The 14,859-nt window shown below is 70.2% G+C and carries 19 protein-coding genes; 3 read left to right on the top strand and 16 right to left on the bottom strand.

Annotated elements, in window-relative coordinates:
• Positions 1–54: 54 nt before the first annotated feature.
• From nuoE to FLX08_RS01355, 8 genes are all read right to left on the bottom strand, one after another.
• Positions 55–804, bottom strand: a complete 750-nt coding sequence (gene nuoE, locus FLX08_RS01385; RefSeq protein WP_142616258.1) for an NADH-quinone oxidoreductase subunit NuoE — start codon at positions 802–804, stop codon at positions 55–57.
• Complete coding sequence (locus FLX08_RS01380) at positions 801–2,129, bottom strand: NADH-quinone oxidoreductase subunit D (RefSeq protein ID WP_142616256.1); 1,329 nt, start codon at positions 2,127–2,129, stop codon at positions 801–803. The genes nuoE and FLX08_RS01380 overlap by 4 nt, the downstream gene beginning before the upstream one ends.
• A gap of 49 nt (positions 2,130–2,178) precedes the next feature.
• Complete coding sequence (locus FLX08_RS01375) at positions 2,179–2,844, bottom strand: NADH-quinone oxidoreductase subunit C (RefSeq protein WP_142616254.1); 666 nt, start codon at positions 2,842–2,844, stop codon at positions 2,179–2,181.
• Complete coding sequence (locus FLX08_RS01370) at positions 2,841–3,392, bottom strand: NuoB/complex I 20 kDa subunit family protein (protein WP_079315518.1); 552 nt, start codon at positions 3,390–3,392, stop codon at positions 2,841–2,843. Before FLX08_RS01370 ends, FLX08_RS01375 begins: the two co-directional genes overlap by 4 nt.
• Before the next feature lie 2 nt (positions 3,393–3,394).
• Positions 3,395–3,754, bottom strand: a complete 360-nt coding sequence (locus FLX08_RS01365; RefSeq protein WP_079315519.1) for an NADH-quinone oxidoreductase subunit A — start codon at positions 3,752–3,754, stop codon at positions 3,395–3,397.
• Positions 3,755–3,756: 2 nt separating this feature from the next.
• The gene (locus FLX08_RS40315; protein ID WP_167530234.1) at positions 3,757–3,909 is read right to left on the bottom strand and encodes a hypothetical protein; all 153 of its coding nucleotides are present in this window, start codon (positions 3,907–3,909) and stop codon (positions 3,757–3,759) included.
• Positions 3,906–5,159: a geranylgeranyl reductase family protein gene (locus tag FLX08_RS01360; protein ID WP_244312190.1), complete on the bottom strand. Its 1,254-nt coding sequence runs from the start codon at positions 5,157–5,159 to the stop codon at positions 3,906–3,908. The genes FLX08_RS40315 and FLX08_RS01360 overlap by 4 nt, the downstream gene beginning before the upstream one ends.
• A 162-nt stretch (positions 5,160–5,321) precedes the next feature.
• On the bottom strand, positions 5,322–6,044 hold the full coding sequence (locus FLX08_RS01355; RefSeq protein ID WP_142616250.1) for a demethylmenaquinone methyltransferase: 723 nt from the start codon (positions 6,042–6,044) through the stop codon (positions 5,322–5,324).
• A 101-nt stretch (positions 6,045–6,145) separates the two neighbouring features.
• Between FLX08_RS01355 and FLX08_RS01350 the strand changes: the two genes are divergently transcribed.
• Positions 6,146–7,393 carry a delta-60 repeat domain-containing protein gene (locus tag FLX08_RS01350; RefSeq protein WP_142616248.1) on the top strand — a complete coding sequence of 416 codons (1,248 nt, stop codon included), beginning with the start codon at positions 6,146–6,148 and terminating at the stop codon, positions 7,391–7,393.
• Here the strand turns inward: FLX08_RS01350 and FLX08_RS01345 are convergent.
• On the bottom strand, positions 7,390–7,599 hold the full coding sequence (locus tag FLX08_RS01345) for a DUF4229 domain-containing protein (protein ID WP_142616246.1): 210 nt from the start codon (positions 7,597–7,599) through the stop codon (positions 7,390–7,392). The genes FLX08_RS01350 and FLX08_RS01345 overlap by 4 nt on opposite strands.
• A gap of 259 nt (positions 7,600–7,858) precedes the next feature.
• On the opposite strand from FLX08_RS01345, the gene FLX08_RS01340 reads away from it, so the two are divergent.
• Entirely contained in the window at positions 7,859–8,080 is a 222-nt protein-coding gene (locus FLX08_RS01340; RefSeq protein ID WP_079315524.1) for a BldC family transcriptional regulator, read from the top strand.
• A gap of 112 nt (positions 8,081–8,192) precedes the next feature.
• Here the strand turns inward: FLX08_RS01340 and FLX08_RS01335 are convergent, their stop codons facing one another.
• Complete coding sequence (locus FLX08_RS01335; protein WP_030506849.1) at positions 8,193–8,429, bottom strand: hypothetical protein; 237 nt, start codon at positions 8,427–8,429, stop codon at positions 8,193–8,195.
• Positions 8,368–9,147 carry a hypothetical protein gene (locus FLX08_RS01330; protein ID WP_244312189.1) on the bottom strand — a complete coding sequence of 260 codons (780 nt, stop codon included), beginning with the start codon at positions 9,145–9,147 and terminating at the stop codon, positions 8,368–8,370. The genes FLX08_RS01335 and FLX08_RS01330 overlap by 62 nt, the downstream gene beginning before the upstream one ends.
• 482 nt (positions 9,148–9,629) lie before the next feature.
• Here FLX08_RS01330 and FLX08_RS01325 point away from each other — a divergent pair, with 482 nt between their 5' ends.
• The gene (locus FLX08_RS01325) at positions 9,630–9,938 is read left to right on the top strand and encodes a PLD nuclease N-terminal domain-containing protein (protein WP_167530233.1); all 309 of its coding nucleotides are present in this window, start codon (positions 9,630–9,632) and stop codon (positions 9,936–9,938) included.
• Positions 9,939–10,003: 65 nt separating this feature from the next.
• On the opposite strand, the gene ccsB is transcribed toward FLX08_RS01325, so the two are convergent.
• From ccsB to FLX08_RS01300, 5 genes are all read right to left on the bottom strand, one after another.
• The gene (gene ccsB / locus FLX08_RS01320) at positions 10,004–10,951 is read right to left on the bottom strand and encodes a c-type cytochrome biogenesis protein CcsB (protein ID WP_142616243.1); all 948 of its coding nucleotides are present in this window, start codon (positions 10,949–10,951) and stop codon (positions 10,004–10,006) included.
• 3 nt (positions 10,952–10,954) lie between these two features.
• Complete coding sequence (resB, locus tag FLX08_RS01315) at positions 10,955–12,694, bottom strand: cytochrome c biogenesis protein ResB (protein WP_142616241.1); 1,740 nt, start codon at positions 12,692–12,694, stop codon at positions 10,955–10,957.
• Positions 12,694–13,425: a cytochrome c biogenesis CcdA family protein gene (locus FLX08_RS01310; RefSeq protein ID WP_142616239.1), complete on the bottom strand. Its 732-nt coding sequence runs from the start codon at positions 13,423–13,425 to the stop codon at positions 12,694–12,696. The genes resB and FLX08_RS01310 overlap by 1 nt, the downstream gene beginning before the upstream one ends.
• The gene (locus FLX08_RS01305) at positions 13,418–14,035 is read right to left on the bottom strand and encodes a TlpA family protein disulfide reductase (RefSeq protein WP_244312188.1); all 618 of its coding nucleotides are present in this window, start codon (positions 14,033–14,035) and stop codon (positions 13,418–13,420) included. Before FLX08_RS01305 ends, FLX08_RS01310 begins: the two co-directional genes overlap by 8 nt.
• 76 nt (positions 14,036–14,111) lie before the next feature.
• A complete protein-coding gene (locus tag FLX08_RS01300; RefSeq protein ID WP_142616237.1) occupies positions 14,112–14,852 on the bottom strand; it encodes a histidine phosphatase family protein in 741 nt (246 codons plus the stop codon).
• Between the last annotated feature and the right edge of the window lie 7 nt (positions 14,853–14,859).

Below are 14,859 nucleotides of genomic sequence, written 5' to 3'. Positions count from 1 at the left end.
CCGCTCGTGCCTCGCGGACCGCTCCGCTCACTGCGTCGGGTTCTCTCCGCGTGATCATTCCGTGCTCCCCTCGGCCTTGGGGGCCTCCCAGCCGTTGGCCTTGGCGATCTTCAGGCCCTCCAGCGACGGGCCGGCGGCCGACGGGCCGTCACCGGCCTGGCCGTCGGGCAGCCCGGCGAGGACCCGGGACGCCTCCTTGAACGTGCACAGCCGGCTCGGGCCGCGCGTGGGCGCGACCTCCTTGCCCGCGCGCAGGTCGTCGACGAGCTGCTTGGCCGACTCCGGGGTCTGGTTGTCGAAGAACTCCCAGTTGACCATCATGACCGGCGCGAAGTCGCAGGCGGCGTTGCACTCCAGCCGCTCCAGCGTGATCTTGCCGTCGGCGGTGGTCTCGTCGTGGCCGACGCCCACGTGCCGGCTGAGCTCTTCCCAGATCTGGTCGCCGCCCATGACCGCGCACAGCGTGTTGATGCAGACGCCGACGTTGTACTCACCGGCCGGCTTGCGCTTGTACATGGTGTAGAAGGTCGCCACGCCGACGACCTCGGCCTTGGACAGGCCCAGCATCTCGGCGCAGAACTCCTGGCCGTCGTCGGAGATGTAGCCGTCCACCGACTGCACCAGGTGCAGCAGCGGCAGCAGCGCCGAACGCGGCCGGGGGTAGCGGCCGATGATCTCCTTGGCGTCCGTCTCCAGACGCTCGCGGACCTCGGGCGCGTAACCCGTGCTCATGGTCGCGCTCCCCTCCTCATTCGCTACGCGGGCGGCCCGGACCGTCCGCTCACTCGTCGGCTCGCCGCTCATCGGTCCACACCTCCCATGACCGGGTCGATCGAGGCGACCGCGGAGATGACGTCGGCGACCATGCCGCCCTCGCACGTCGCGGGCACCGCCTGCAGGTTCGTGAACGACGGGTCGCGGAAGTGGACCCGGTAGGGCCGGGTGCCGCCGTCGCTGACCACGTGCGCGCCGAGCTCACCGCGCGGCGACTCGACCGAGGCGTACGTCTGCCCGGCCGGCACCCGGAAGCCCTCGGTCACCAGCTTGAAGTGGTGGATCAGGGCCTCCATCGAGCTGCCCATGATGTGGGCGATGTGGTCGGGCGAGTTGCCGAGGCCGTCGGGGCCGAGCGCGAGCTGCGACGGCCAGCCGATCTTCTTGTCCTCGATCATCACCGGGCCGCCCTTGAGCGGGCCGGACAGCCGGTCGAGCGCCTGCTCGATGATCTTGAGGGACTCCTCCATCTCGGCCATGCGAACGAGGTAGCGGCCGTACACGTCGCAGGTGTTCTGCGTCGGCACGTCGAACTCGTACGTCTCGTAGCCGCAGTAGGGCTGCGACTTGCGCAGGTCCCAGGGCAGGCCGGCGGCGCGGAGCATGGGCCCGGTGATGCCGAGCGCCATGCAGCCGGTCAGGTCGAGGTAGGCCACGTCCTTGGTGCGCCGGGTGTAGACGGGGTTCGCGTCGAGGAGCTTGCGCATCTCCTTGATCCGCCCCGGCATGATCTTGAGGAACTCACCGATCTTGTCGACCGCGCCGGCCGGCAGGTCGACGCTGACGCCGCCCGGCCGGACGTACGCCATGTTCATCCGCAGGCCGGTGATGTACTCCATCAGGTCGAGCACCATCTCGCGCTCGCGGAAGCCGAACAGCATCGGCGTGGTCGCGCCCAGCTCCATGCCGAACGTCGCGATCGCGACCAGGTGCGAGGAGATCCGGGTGAGCTCCATCGTCAGGACCCGGATGGCCTGCGCCCGGTCCGGGATCCTGTCGGTGATCCCCAGAAGCTTCTCGACGCCCATGCAGTAGGCGGTCTCGTTGAAGATCGGCGCGAGATAGTCCATGCGGGTGACGAACGTGACCCCCTGGGTCCACGTCCGGAACTCCATGTTCTTCTCGATGCCGGTGTGCAGGTAGCCGATCACCGTGCGGGCCTCGGTCACGGTCTCGCCGTCGAGGGTCAGCACGAGCCGGAGCACGCCGTGGGTCGACGGGTGCTGCGGGCCCATGTTGACGACCAGGCGCTCGTCGGCCGACTCGCTGACGGTCTTGACCAGCTCGTCCCAGTCCTGACCGGCGACGTCGTAGATCCGGCCCTGAGTCTCGGTGGCGGTCTCGGTGGTGCTCACGACGCTCTCCTCGCTGCCCTCGTCCACTCGTGCAGGTCGCCGCGGATGCTCACGAGTACGACCTCCTCCGGTCCGGCGCGGGGACCTCGGCGCCGCGGTATTCGACCGGGATTCCGCCGAGCGGGTAGTCCTTGCGCTGGGGGTGCCCCTCCCAGTCGTCCGGCATCTCGATCCGGGTCAGCGCCGGGTGGCCATCGAAGACGATTCCGAAGAAGTCGTACGTCTCACGCTCGTGCCAGTCGTGCGTGGGGTAGACCTGAACCGTGGAGGGGATGTGCGGGTCGGCGTCGGGGCAGGAGACCTCCACCCGGATGCGCCGGTTGTGCGTGATGGAGCACAGGTGGTAGACGGCGTGCAGCTCCGCGCCGGTCTCCTCGGGGTAGTGCACGCCCGAGACGCCCAGCGACAGCTCGAACCGCAGCGCGGCGTCGTCGCGCAGGTGCCGCATCACCTCGGTCAGGCGCTCGCGCCGCACGTGGAAGGTGATCTCGCCGCGGTCGACGACCACGCGCTCGACGGCGTCGGCGAACGCCGGCTCCAGCGCGTCGGCCACGTCGTCGAAGTACGACCCGTACGGCCGGCTGCTGGACAGCTTCGGCGGACGGCGGACGACGAGGCGGTTGTAGCCGGAGGTGTCGCCGCTGTCCTTGACGCCGAACATGCCCTTGCGGGCGACGGGCTCCTCGGGCAGCCCGGGCAGGTTCTCGGTGGTCACTTCCCGGCCCCCTGGTCGATCAGCGGCAGCGTGCGCAGCGCCTGGAGCTCCAGCTCCTCGATCTGCTTCTCGCGGTGCGCGCCGAACTTCATGTTCTGAATCTTGTCGTGCAGCTTCACGATGGCGTCGATCAGCATCTCCGGGCGCGGCGGGCAGCCGGGCAGGTAGATGTCGACCGGCACCACGTGGTCCACGCCCTGCACGATGGCGTAGTTGTTGAACATGCCGCCGCTGGAGGCGCACACGCCCATCGCGATGACCCACTTGGGCTCGGCCATCTGGTCGTAGATCTGGCGGAGGACCGGCGCCATCTTCTGCGACAGCCGGCCGGCCACGATCATCAGGTCCGCCTGCCGGGGCGACGCGGAGGCGCGCTCCATGCCGAAACGGGCCAGGTCGTGCTTCGGGCCGCCGGTGGCCATCAGCTCGATGGCGCAGCAGGCGAGGCCGAAGGTCGCAGGCCAGACGGAGTTCTTCCGGGCCCACCCGGCCACCTGCTCGACGGTGGTGAGGACGAACCCGCTCGGGAGTTTCTCTTCAAGACCCATGGCTAATCCCAATCGAGGCCGCGACGCCGCCACACATAGGCGTACGCCACGAGAACGGTGACGATGAACAGCACCATCTCGACGAGCCCGAACACGCCGAGTTTGTCGAAGGCCACCGCCCACGGATAGAGGAAGATGATCTCGATGTCGAACACGATGAACAGCATCGCGGTGATCATGTACTTCAACGGGAAGCGGCCGCCGCCGACCGGCTGCGGAGTGGGCTCGATGCCGCACTCGTAGGCATCCAGTTTCGCGCGGTTCCAGCGCTTCGGCCCGGTGAAGGGCGCGATGCTCACGGAGAACACGGCGAATCCCGCCGCGAGGACCGCGAGCACCACGATCGGCACATACAGCTCCATGGCTACATGTCCTCGCTTACTCGGTGAATATTGGCGATCACGACAATGCCGGAGAGCGCGGCCGGCCGCACGGCCGTCTTCGGGGCCGGCGGCGATGTGCGCGTCGTCTCGTCGGTTTCGGTCATGCGGGTTCGCGTCATGCTGGCTTCGGTCATGATGGCGGAGCCACCTTCGACAGGGCGTTGATTATCCGGTCGGAGACGTCGCCCCGCCGGTCTGTGAGATTAGCGAGCAACTTGAAGGCGAATCTCATCAGGGTGGGGTGGGGCATCCCGTGCCGGGCTGCGAAGCTCATCACTCCCGGCCTCCCGATCGCCTCGACGAACAGGCGGCCGAGGGTGAAGTATCCCCCATGGGCGTCTTTGAGGATACGCGGGTAGGCGAGTAACACGCGCTCACGCTGGGCGGGCGTCGGCCGGGACAGCGCCTGGACGATCATCTCGGCGGCGGTCCTGCCGGTCTCCATGGCGTACGCGATGCCCTCGCCGTTGAACGGGTTGATCGACCCGCCGGCGTCGCCCACCAGCACCAGCCCGCGGGTGTAGTGCGGCTGCCGGTTGAAGCCCATCGGCAGCGCCGCGCCCCTGATCGGGCCCGTCATGTTCTCCTCGGTGAAGCCCCAGTCCTCGGGAGTGTTCTTCATCCAGCGCCGCAGCAGGTCGCGGTAGTCGATGTTCTTGAACGCCCCGCTGGTGTTCAGCAGGCCGAGACCGACGTTCGAGGTGCCGTCGCCGACGGGGAAGATCCAGCCGTAACCGGGGAGCAGCCGGTCGCCGTCCCACAGTTCGAGCCACGTCTCCAGATAGTCGTCGTCGTGGCGGGGGCTCTTGTAATAGGTGCGCACCGCCACGCCCATCGGGCGGTCCTCGCGCTTGTGCAGACCCATCGCGAGCGACAGCCGGGTCGAGTTGCCGTCGGCCGCCACCACGAGCCGCGAGCGGTAGGACACCTCCTCGCCGTCCGCCTTGGCCGTCACACCCACGACGTGGCCGCTGCGCTCGTCGAGCAGCGGGCCTGAAACGTTCACGCCCTCGCGCAGCCGTACGCCGGCGGCCTCGGCGTGCCTGGCGAGGATCTGGTCGAAGTCCGCGCGGGTGCGGACGAGGCCGAAGTCGGGGTAGCTCGACAGCTCGGGCCAGTCGAGTTCGAGACGCACGCCGCCGCCGTAGACGCGCAGCCCCTTGTTCCTGACCCAGCCGGGCGCGTCGATGTCGACGCCCATGGCGACGAGCTCCTTGACCGCGCGCGGGGTCAGCCCGTCACCGCAGACCTTCTCGCGCGGGAAACGCGTCTTTTCGAGAAGCAGCACGTCGAGACCGGCGCGGGCGAGATGAAAGGCCGTCGTCGCACCCGCGGGACCCGCACCGACGACGATGACGTCGGCGTCGACATCTCTCCGCGTCACGCGGGCTTGCTCACTCACGGGGGACCTGTCCGTTCCAGGGAAGGAAGGCCTCGAATTGGTTTAGACCTTCGTGCCTTTGTGAACAACTTCACAAACTGTCGCGCCGCAGTCTAACCCCTTCCCGGCGCACAGCGTCAGAGGGGTATGGCCAAGCCCGTCTCATTACGGTTTGACCGCCCGATGCAGGGCCACGATGCCGAGCGTGAGGTTGCGCCAGGCCACCTTCCGCCAGCCCGCCTCCTGGATGATCGCCGCCAGCGCCTCCTGGTCGGGCCAGGCCCGGATCGACTCCGCGAGGTACTCGTAGGACTCGGGGTTCGAGCTGACCATGCGGGCCACCGGCGGCAGCAGCTTCATCAGATACTGCGAGTAGACCAGGTCGAACGACTTCGGCGTCGGCCGGGAGAACTCGCAGATCACCAGCCTGCCGCCCGAGCGGGTCACCCGCAGCATCTCGCGCAGCGCCTGCGCGGTGTCGGCCACGTTGCGCAGGCCGAAGGAGATCGTCACCGCGTCGAACGTCTCGTCGCGGAACGGCAGGCGCAGCGCGTCGCCCGCCACGAACGTCACACCGCGCACGCCCCCGCCGTACAGGCCGGAGCCGCCGCGCCGCTCGACGCCCGTGCGGAGCATGCCGAGCGAGAAGTCGCACGCGATCGCCCGCGCCCCGAGCGCGGTGAACGCGTCGGTCGAGGTGCCGGTGCCCGCGGCGAGGTCGAGGACCAGCTCACCGGGCCCGGCGTCGATCGCCGCCGCGGTGGCTTTCCGCCACAGGCGGTCCTGGCCGAGCGAGAGGACGTCATTGACCAGGTCGTAGCGCCGGGCCGTGCGATCGAACATCGCGGCGACCTCGTGCGGCTGCTTGTCCAGCGATGCGCGCGTCATGCTGCAAAGCCTAGGCCGCGAAGGGCGTGACCCCTCACCGCCGCCACCGGATGAGCGGAACGTAGTTCATCGATTACGCTGAGTCTGCTAGAAATTGGGGAATGCGCGTCACCACCGCACTGCTCCCAGTCGCATCGCTCGTCACCTGCGCCGCGGTCTTCCCCACCGTCCCGGCGTCCGCGGGGATGCCGCAGCCCCGCGTGGTCTCGGAGAACCCGGTCAACACCACCCCGCACGTGCTGGACGGCATCGTCAACGCGTTCGCGCTGGTCGGCCGCACCGTCATCGTCGGCGGCGAGTTCACCACGGTCCGCGAGGCCAAGGGCGGGGAGGACCTGCCGCGAGCCAACATCTTCGCCTTCGACCTCTACACGGGGCGCGTCCTGCGCGGCTTCGCGCCGGACCTCGACGGGCCGGTGGCCGCGCTGGCCGCCGGCACCGGCAACACGGTCTACGTGGGCGGCGGGTTCGGCGCTCCCGATCGGGCCCTGGTCCGCCTCCACGTGGCGGACGGCGAACCCGTCGAGGATTTCGCCGCCCCCGCGTACGGCGGGAAGGTCTCCAGCCTCGTACGGCTGGGCGACGCGCTCTACGTCGGCGGCGACTTCAGCAGGATCGGCCGCAGCCCGCGCACCGCGCTGGCCCGCGTGAACGCCGAGACCGGCGAGGTGGACCCCGGGTTCACGGTCACACCCGGCGACGGGCGCCGCGGCGATCCCCGGATCTACGCGATGGCGGCCGTCCGCGACCGCTTAGTGGTGGACGGCAAGTTCTCCACGCTCGACGGCCTGCGCCGCCCGCAGCTCGGCGTGATCGATCTCACGACCGGACGGGTGGCCGACTGGCGCACCGAGGCGTACGCCCCGGCGTGCAAGGCGAACTTCCCGTCGTACGTGCGGGGGCTCGACCTGTCTCCGGACGGGCGCTACTTCGTGGTCGTCACCACGGGCGGGCCGGCGCGCGGCACTTCGAAGCTGTGCGACTCCGCCGCGAGGTTCGAGACGTACGCGAAGGGTGAGGCGATCCGTCCGACCTGGGTGAACCTGACCGGAGGGGACTCCCTCTACTCGGTCGCGGTCACGGGATCCGCCGTCTATGTGGGCGGACACCAGCGCTGGCTGGACAACCCGAAGGGCGCCGACTCGGCGGGCTCGGGGGCGGTCAGCAGGCCCGGCATCGGGGCGATCCACCCCGTCACGGGCAAGGCGCTGCGCTGGAACCCCACGCGGGAAAGGGGAATCGGGGTAAAGGCCTTCCTGACCGTAAAGACAGGTCTTTTGGTGGGAAGCGACACGACGGAGCTCGGGCATGAGTACCATGCCCGCGTCGGCATGTTCCCGGCGACCTAGTTCTTCCCCGTCTCCCGCCGTTTCGCGGCGATGCGCTCGCTCACCGCGTCGCGCTGTTTGGTCAGCAGCACGTAGCTGGCCAGGCCGCTGACCAGGACCGCGAGCAGGAGCAGAGGGAACGACCGCAGGCCGACGAGATACAGGACGCCGAGGGCCACGGCGAACAGGCCGAGGCGCGAAAGGGTGTAAACGACAACCGGATGCACAGCGTCGAGGTTACGTCACTCTCACGACGCGCCGGTCTCTCTTCGCATCTGCTGCGGGCACTGCTAGTGTTCACAACAAGGCGCTTTTGTAAAGAAACACCCATGAGCGCCCCAAAGAGGCTCTATCATATAACAATCGGGCACTGAGCCGGTAACAACCCGTGATCTTCTCCGAAAACCACGGATAAATCAGGCTTCGCTCGGCACACTGGTTACCTGTCCGCCCGCTGCAGGACGCGGGACGCGAGGGGGAGAGATTGTGGAGAGTAGCAGCGAGCGACTGCTGACTCCTGGAGAGGTTGCCGCTCTCTTCAGGGTCGACCCGAAGACCGTGACCCGTTGGGCCGCGGCCGGGCGCATCAGCAGCATCCGTACCCCCGGGGGGCACAGGCGGTTCCGTGAATCGGAAGTGCACGCCCTCCTTCGTGGTGAGGACGTCCTCACGGCCGAACGGCCGAACGGCGACTCCCCGCGAGTCTGACGCAGTACCAGCACCAGGTGATCCTGCGCGCTACCCGGACGCCGCAGGGTCACCGGAGTCAGCCCCATGTCGAGTCTGCGTCCCGGCCTGTCCTGCTCCCTTGCCGGGAACGTCAGTCCTGCTCCGCCTTGAAGGCCAGGAACGCCTGCTCAAGCGCGTCGTCACCCTCACGCCAGCGGCGTCGCCGCTCGGCGTCCTCCTCCTCGGTGATCGACTCCGCCAGCCAGCGTTCGTAGTCCGGCTCTCCCGGCGCGACCTCGACGTACGCGTTGCCGATGAGGCGCCCGTCATCGGTGGTGAGTGACCTGGGCACGCGCAGCGTGCCGTCGCCGAGCCGGATCACGTACATCCGAATCACCTAGATTCCGTAAACGCCGGTTGAAGAAGAGCATGACGTTGAGGGCGGTCCTCGTGTCGCCCCCCAGCATGTCGACAAGGGCCGGACGCTGCCGGGACGCGATCGCCGCGAACGCGTCGGCGAAGAACTCCTTGCGCCCCAGGCCGCCGGGCTGCCGATGGAACGACGACGCGAACAGCGGCAGGCACTCCTCGTAGAGCGCCGCGAACTCGGGAGAGTCCGACACCCACTCTCCCGGACCGGAGTCCACGTCGTCCAGCGCATGTCCGACTTCGTGCATCATCACATCGGGCGTGGGCGACGGCCGGTCCCCCACCACGATCTTGCGGTCGCCGTACGCGCCGGCGCAGATGTCCCAGGTGGCCCGTCCCGACGGCAGCGGCGCGCCGCGCAGGTAGCCCATGTCGTCCAGGTCGGGCACCCCGCCGCGCCCGACGTAGATGCCTTCGAGCCCGATGGCGAGCTTGGTCTTGAGCTGCTCGGGCAGCCTCGCGAGGCTGTCCACGGCCCGTACGGCGTCGGCCGAGGGCGGTCCTTCGGCGGCGTCCCACTCGCGGTGCAGGATGCGCTCAAGCGGCCCGCAGTGCCGCCTGCCGTCGCGCAGGTCGGGCGCGTCGGGCGGGTGGGGCGCGGCCCGCGTCGGGAGGTCGTCGAGCTCGAAGTCCTGCCAGACGTAGTGGGGCCGGTCGTCCGCCACGGGCGCCGTCACCGTGCTGACCCGGTCGACCGGCCGCTCCGGGGGCCAGCCGGGCCAGTCGGCGCCCCACGGGGTGTCTCGCTGGGCCTCCCACGGCGCCTCCCACGGGGCCTCCCACGGGGCCTCCCACGGCGCGCGGCGGGCCTGAGGCCGTTCGGGGGGCCGTTTTTCTGAGGGCCGTTTTTCCGGGGGCCGTTTTTCCGGGGGCCGGTCCTGGGTCCACTCCGCCGTACGGTCGGCGGCTCGGTCGGAGACCCGGTCGGCGGGGCGTTCCGGGAGGTCACCACGGCGGTGGGAGGACCAGTAGGGCCCCCGCTGCCACCACCGCGACCCCCGCCGGTGGCGGCCCCTGTCGCCCGGCTCCGCCATCGCACCCCTCTGTCAGGCTCCGCGTTCCCGGCATGCCGTGTACCGGTCCACCGTACGATGCCGGGCTGTCCCCGTCACCCCGAAGGCCGACACGATCAGTCGCCGGTATGGCTTACCGTGTGGGCATGCCTAGCGTGATTATCGGCCTGGCGCTGCTTGCCCTCTGGCTTTACTGCCTGTTCGACGTGATCACGACCCCCGAGGAGGACGTCCGCAACCTCCCCAAGTTCATGTGGGTCCTCATCGTGGTCTTCCTGGCGGACGTGGGCGCGCTGACCTGGCTCCTCGTGGGTCGCCCCCGTGCCCGATACGCCATGTACGCGGCGGGCGGCGGCCAGTGGGGGCAGCCCCGGAGCGGCGAGGCGCCCCGCGGCCCCGACGACGACCCCGAGTTCCTGCGCAACCTTGAGCGGCGCCTGCGCGACGAGGACTGAGTCCCCCTCCCCCAGACGCCATCCCCTCCCCCGGACGCCGCGCCTCCCCCGGGGCGCCGCCCGTTTCAGTTGGGCACGTCGGCGTAGGAGTGCAGACCCGAGAAGAAGATGTTCACGCCGACGAGGTTGAACAGCAGGCAGCCGAAGGCGACCAGCGAGACGATCATCGCGGCCTTGCCGCGCCACCCGGCCGTCGCCCGGGCGTGGAGATAGGCGGCGTAGACGACCCACGTGACGAACGCCCACACCTCCTTGGGGTCCCAGCCCCAGTAGCGGCCCCAGGCGCGGTCGGCCCACAGGGCGCCGGCGATGACGGCGAAGGTCCAGATCGGGAACGAGATGACGATCGCGCGGTGGGCGACGCGCTCCAGGCTCTCCCTGCTCGGCAGCACCGACGGCCGCCCGTCCCTGCGGATCAGGTAGAGGATCGCGCAGACGCCCGCCAGGATGAACAGCCCGCTGGCCACGATCGCCGCCGTGACGTGGATCGCGATCCAGTAGGAGTGCAGCGCGGGCATCACCGGGCCCGCCTGGACGTGCAGGAACAGCACGGCGAAGCCCAGCCCGAGCGCCGCGGTCACGGTCACGAACGCGCCGAGGAAGCGGATCGGCTGGCGGATCAGCAGCGCGAGGAACGCGGTGACGGCGGCGAAGCAGATGGCCACCACGAACTCGTACATGTTGGCCCACGGCCAGCGGTCGACGGCGATGCCGCGGGTGAGGATGCCGGCGAGGTTGCCGGCCCAGGCGATCCAGGTGAGGACCACGGCGAACGATCCCGCGCGGACCGCCCACGCGGCCGGCTGCGGGCCTGCATCCTCCGCGGTCTCCTCGGGCAGGGCGGGGCCGCCCGCGCCGACGAGCTGCCGCCGGCGTTCGGCCACGACCGTACGGGCCCGGCCGAAGGCGAGATCCAGCGCGAAGCAGATCATCGCGCCGAGATACAGCAGGACGGTGACCAGGATGAGCTGGTCGCTCAGCGTGGCGAGACTCTCATTGACCTCGGCGGGCATCACTCACTCCTCGTCCGGGCGGGCGCCCGGCGCAGCGTTTCCTGTGGGCGCGTCCGGCGCGACGTGCCCGGCGCGTGCGGGTCCGTCCGGCTCGCCGCCGCCCTGGTCGGCACCGGCCGAATCGCCGGTAGGCGGCTCGCCGCGCAGGGCGGTGACGATCTGGGCGAACTCCTCGGCGAAGGCCGCGCCGCCGCCTTCGGTGCGGGTCAATCCTCCCACCGTGACCTTCCCGTCCTTCACCCGCACCCAGACGCGGCGGCGGCGGATCGTGAGGGACAGCACGAGCCCGATCACCGCGGCGGCGGCCGCGAGCAGGGCGGGCTCCCGGCCCGGGTCGTAGGTGATCTGGAGGCTGATCCACTCCTTGACGCCGGTGAACTGGATCTTCCCGGCGCCGTCGGCGAGCTCCTTGGTCTCGCCCACGTTGAGCGGGGTCGGCTGGGCCGACATCGTGCCGAGCGGCTTCAGGTTCGTGGTGTCGAGCTGATACACCGACTGCGGCTGCCCCGACTTCAGGCCGAGGTCCCCGCCGAACGGGAAGACCTGCACGGTGGGGTTCGCGGCGCCGGGGAAGACCGACACCCAGGCGTTGCCGTTCGGCACGGTCGTGGGCAGGAAGCGCACCAGGAACCCGAGCTGGGTCGGCTGGGCGTCCGGCACCTTGATCACGCACTCGGACGTGTACGTGGCCTGGTCGTCGGCCAGGCACGGCACCGGGCCGTCGTAGGCCACCTGGCCCTTGCCGTCGGTCACCCGGAACGTGGGGGCGTAGCCGTGCCCGATCAGGTAGGTGAGCGTGCCGTTCACGTCCATCGGGTCGTTGACCTTGAGGTCCACGTCGCGTGGCGCGGCGGTCGGCGAGTCCTGCACGCTCAGCTTGGCGAGATAGTCGAGCGGCTGGCCCTGCTTCTCCCCGGCGGCCACATAGCTCGCCTGGAAGTCCTTGAGGGTGAAGGAGAACGGTTCGAGCGACTCGGCGGTGACCCGGCTGCCGGGCATGAAGCGGTCGTAGGCCGCGACGGCGTTGGAGAATCCGTCGCCCTCCACGACCAGCACGTTGCCGCGGTAGCCGAACAGGCCTCCGGCGCCGATGGCGAACAGCAGCGCGAGCAGCGCGATGTGGAACAGGAGGTTGCCGGTCTCGCGGAGGTAGCCCTTCTCCGCCGACACCCAGCCGTCGCCGGTGACCACCCGGAAGCGCCTGCGCCGGAGCGCGGCGGCGGCCTGCGCAAGGGTGAGCCCGCCCTCGAACGCCTCGCTGTGCGGCAGGCGCAGGAGGTTGCGCGGCGCGGCGGGCGGACGGCGCCGGATCTCCTTGAGATGCGTCAGCGCGCGCGGGAACACGCAGCCGGCCAGCGAGATGAACAGCAGCAGGTAGATCGCGGCGAACCAGGGCGAGCTGAAGACGTCGAACAGCCAGAACCGGTCGAGCCACTTGGCCTGGGCCGGGTTGTCCTTGAAATACTGCGCGACCCTGCTCGGATCGACGCCGCGCTGCGGATAGATGGACCCGGGCACCGAGCCGAGCGCGAACAGGAACAGCAGGATCAGGGCCGTGCGCATCGAGGTGAGCGTGCGCCAGGTCCAGCGCATCCAGCCGGCAGGGCCCAGGCCGACGGGCCTCGCCCGCTCCTGCGTCCCCTCCTGCCGGGCATCCTCGATCGCCGCGGCCTCGTCGCGTACGGCCTCGTCGCGTACGGCCTCGTCGCGTTCGGCCGAGGCGAGGTCGTCGGGGGCGCTCATCAGATCACCGGCCTGAAGCCGCCGACCCAGACCTGCAGGTGGGCGATGATCTCCGACCACTGCCCGGTCACGAGCAGCACGCCGACGGCGACGAGCATCGCACCGCCCACCTTGGTGATCAGCGGGGTGTGGCGGCGGACCGCCTTGAACGTGTGGAGCGCCTTGCGGTAGGCCAGCCCCGCCACCACGAACGGCAGGCCGAGGCCCAGCGCGTACGCGAAGGCGAGGGCGGCGCCGCGCAGCGCGCTGCCCTGGTTCACCGAGAGCGTCATCACCACCGCCAGCGTCGGGCCGATGCACGGCGTCCAGCCGAGGCCGAAGACGACCCCGAGCAGCGGGGCCGTCGCGATCCCGGCCGCGGGGAGCCGATGGATGCGCACGTCACGCTGGAGGCCGGGAACGATCCCCACGAAGGCCAGCCCGAGGACGATCGTCACCACGCCGAGGACCCTGGTGATCACGTCGGCGTTGCCGTGCAGCGCCGCGCCGAGGCTGCCGAACAGCGCGCCTCCGAGCACGAACACGGCCGCGAACCCGAGCACGAAGAGCGCGCTGCCGAGCACCATCCGGCTCCGCTTCGGGTCGCCGCTCATGCCCGTGACGTACGACAGGTAGCCGGGCACCAGCGGCAGCACGCACGGCGAGACGAACGACACGAGCCCGGCCGCCGCCGCGATCGGCGCGGCCAGCAGCAGCGACCCGGTCGCGACCGTGCTGCCGATGTCACTCATCGGTCACCTTGGTGACGGCCGAGAGCAGGTCGTTGTATTTGACCGCGCCGAGCGCGCGGGCGGCGATGCGGCCCTGGGCGTCGATGATCAACGTGGAGGGGATCGCGGCGGGCGGCACCGTGCCCTGGAACTGCAGCAGCACCTTGCCGCTCTGGTCGTAGATGCTCGGATAGCCGGGCACGATCGAGCGGTCGTACGCCTGGGCGGACGCCTTGAGGTCCTTGAAGTTGACGCCGAGGAACTCCACGCCCTTGGACTTGGTGGTAGCGGCGATGTCCTTGAGCACGGGCGCCTCGGCCCGGCAGGGCGCGCACCAGGAGGCCCAGAAGTTCAGCACGTGGACCTTGCCCGCGGTCAGCGCGGCGGCACCGCCGTCGAGGGTCTGCCCCTCGATCACGGGCGCCTTGTGACGCTGCGCGGCGTCGAAGAACTCGACGCGGCCGTCCCCAGGGACGAAGCGCGTGTCGCCGGAGCGGGGCTGGGCCGCCTGGCCGCCCGCGCATCCGGCGAGGGCCGTCGCGGCCACGGCCGCGGCGACGAGCGCCGTCAGGCGCTTGGCGGTGGCGCGGCCGGCGGTCACGCTGTTGGCTGGCAGGCGCTTGGCGGACACGGGAGGAGGATCTCCTTGTACTACAACCGGTAGAGCTGTAAGCCTACCGAGCGACGCGGGTGCCCCGTTCGCGGGGTCACACGCCGGGGACGGATCGCGGTCCGGGGGTCTCCTCGTCCTCCGAGCCCGCCTGAAGGGCCTCCGGAAGCGCCTCGTCGGCCTTGTCGAACAGCGCGGCCTCGCCCTGCGGCGGCGTGCCGGCCCTGAGCAGCGCCCCGGCGGGTTCGCTGTAGCCGACGCTCATGAGCCGGTCGCCCTCGAAGGTCAGGCTGGTGAGGCTGGCGAGCGCGCACTGACGGCGGCGGGGGTCGTGCCACAGGCGCCTGCCCTCGGCCGCCAGCCGGATGATCCAGATGGGCAGCTGGTGGCTGACGAGCAGTGCCTCGTGGCCGCGTGCCGCCGCCCGCGCGTCGTCAACGACCGCCTTCATGCGCGCCACGACCTCGGTGTACGGCTCGCCCCACGACGGACGGAACGGGTTCCTGAAGTGGCGGTAGGAGCGAGGGTCGCGGAAGACGTTGTCGCTCCCGGCCATCCGCAGGCCCTCGAAGACGTTGCCCGCCTCGGTCATCCGCTCGTCGAGCGCCACCTCGAGGCCCAGGGCCCGGGCGGCCGGCGCCGCGGTCTCCTGGGCGCGCTCCATGGGCGAGCTCCACAGCGCGACGATGTCCCTGCCCTCGACGGCCTTGGCGACCACCTCGGCCATCCTGCGGCCGGTCTCGGACAGGTGGTAGCCCGGCAGCCTGCCGTACAGGACTCCACGGGGATTGTGAACCTCACCGTGCCGGAGCAGGTGAACGATGGTCATCTCTGTCATGACCTGG

Source organism: Microbispora hainanensis (assembly GCF_006874475.1).
In the GTDB taxonomy this organism is placed as follows: Bacteria; Actinomycetota; Actinomycetes; order Streptosporangiales; family Streptosporangiaceae; genus Microbispora; species Microbispora hainanensis.
This window is presented reverse-complemented; position numbering and strand designations above follow the sequence as displayed.

Excerpts from the sequence above, each read along its gene's own strand:
- nuoE (WP_142616258.1), bottom strand. The coding sequence starts at position 804 with ATGAGCGGCGAGCCGACGAGTGAGCGGACGGTCCGGGCCGCCCGCGTA.
- FLX08_RS01370 (WP_079315518.1), bottom strand. The coding sequence starts at position 3,392 with ATGGGTCTTGAAGAGAAACTCCCGAGCGGGTTCGTCCTCACCACCGTC.
- FLX08_RS01365 (WP_079315519.1), bottom strand. The coding sequence starts at position 3,754 with ATGGAGCTGTATGTGCCGATCGTGGTGCTCGCGGTCCTCGCGGCGGGA.
- FLX08_RS40315 (WP_167530234.1), bottom strand. The coding sequence starts at position 3,909 with ATGACCGAAGCCAGCATGACGCGAACCCGCATGACCGAAACCGACGAG.
- FLX08_RS01355 (WP_142616250.1), bottom strand. The coding sequence starts at position 6,044 with ATGACGCGCGCATCGCTGGACAAGCAGCCGCACGAGGTCGCCGCGATG.
- FLX08_RS01350 (WP_142616248.1), top strand. The coding sequence starts at position 6,146 with ATGCGCGTCACCACCGCACTGCTCCCAGTCGCATCGCTCGTCACCTGC.
- FLX08_RS01335 (WP_030506849.1), bottom strand. The coding sequence starts at position 8,429 with ATGTACGTGATCCGGCTCGGCGACGGCACGCTGCGCGTGCCCAGGTCA.
- FLX08_RS01325 (WP_167530233.1), top strand. The coding sequence starts at position 9,630 with ATGCCTAGCGTGATTATCGGCCTGGCGCTGCTTGCCCTCTGGCTTTAC.
- ccsB (WP_142616243.1), bottom strand. The coding sequence starts at position 10,951 with ATGCCCGCCGAGGTCAATGAGAGTCTCGCCACGCTGAGCGACCAGCTC.
- resB (WP_142616241.1), bottom strand. The coding sequence starts at position 12,694 with ATGAGCGCCCCCGACGACCTCGCCTCGGCCGAACGCGACGAGGCCGTA.
- FLX08_RS01310 (WP_142616239.1), bottom strand. The coding sequence starts at position 13,425 with ATGAGTGACATCGGCAGCACGGTCGCGACCGGGTCGCTGCTGCTGGCC.
- FLX08_RS01300 (WP_142616237.1), bottom strand. The coding sequence starts at position 14,852 with ATGACAGAGATGACCATCGTTCACCTGCTCCGGCACGGTGAGGTTCAC.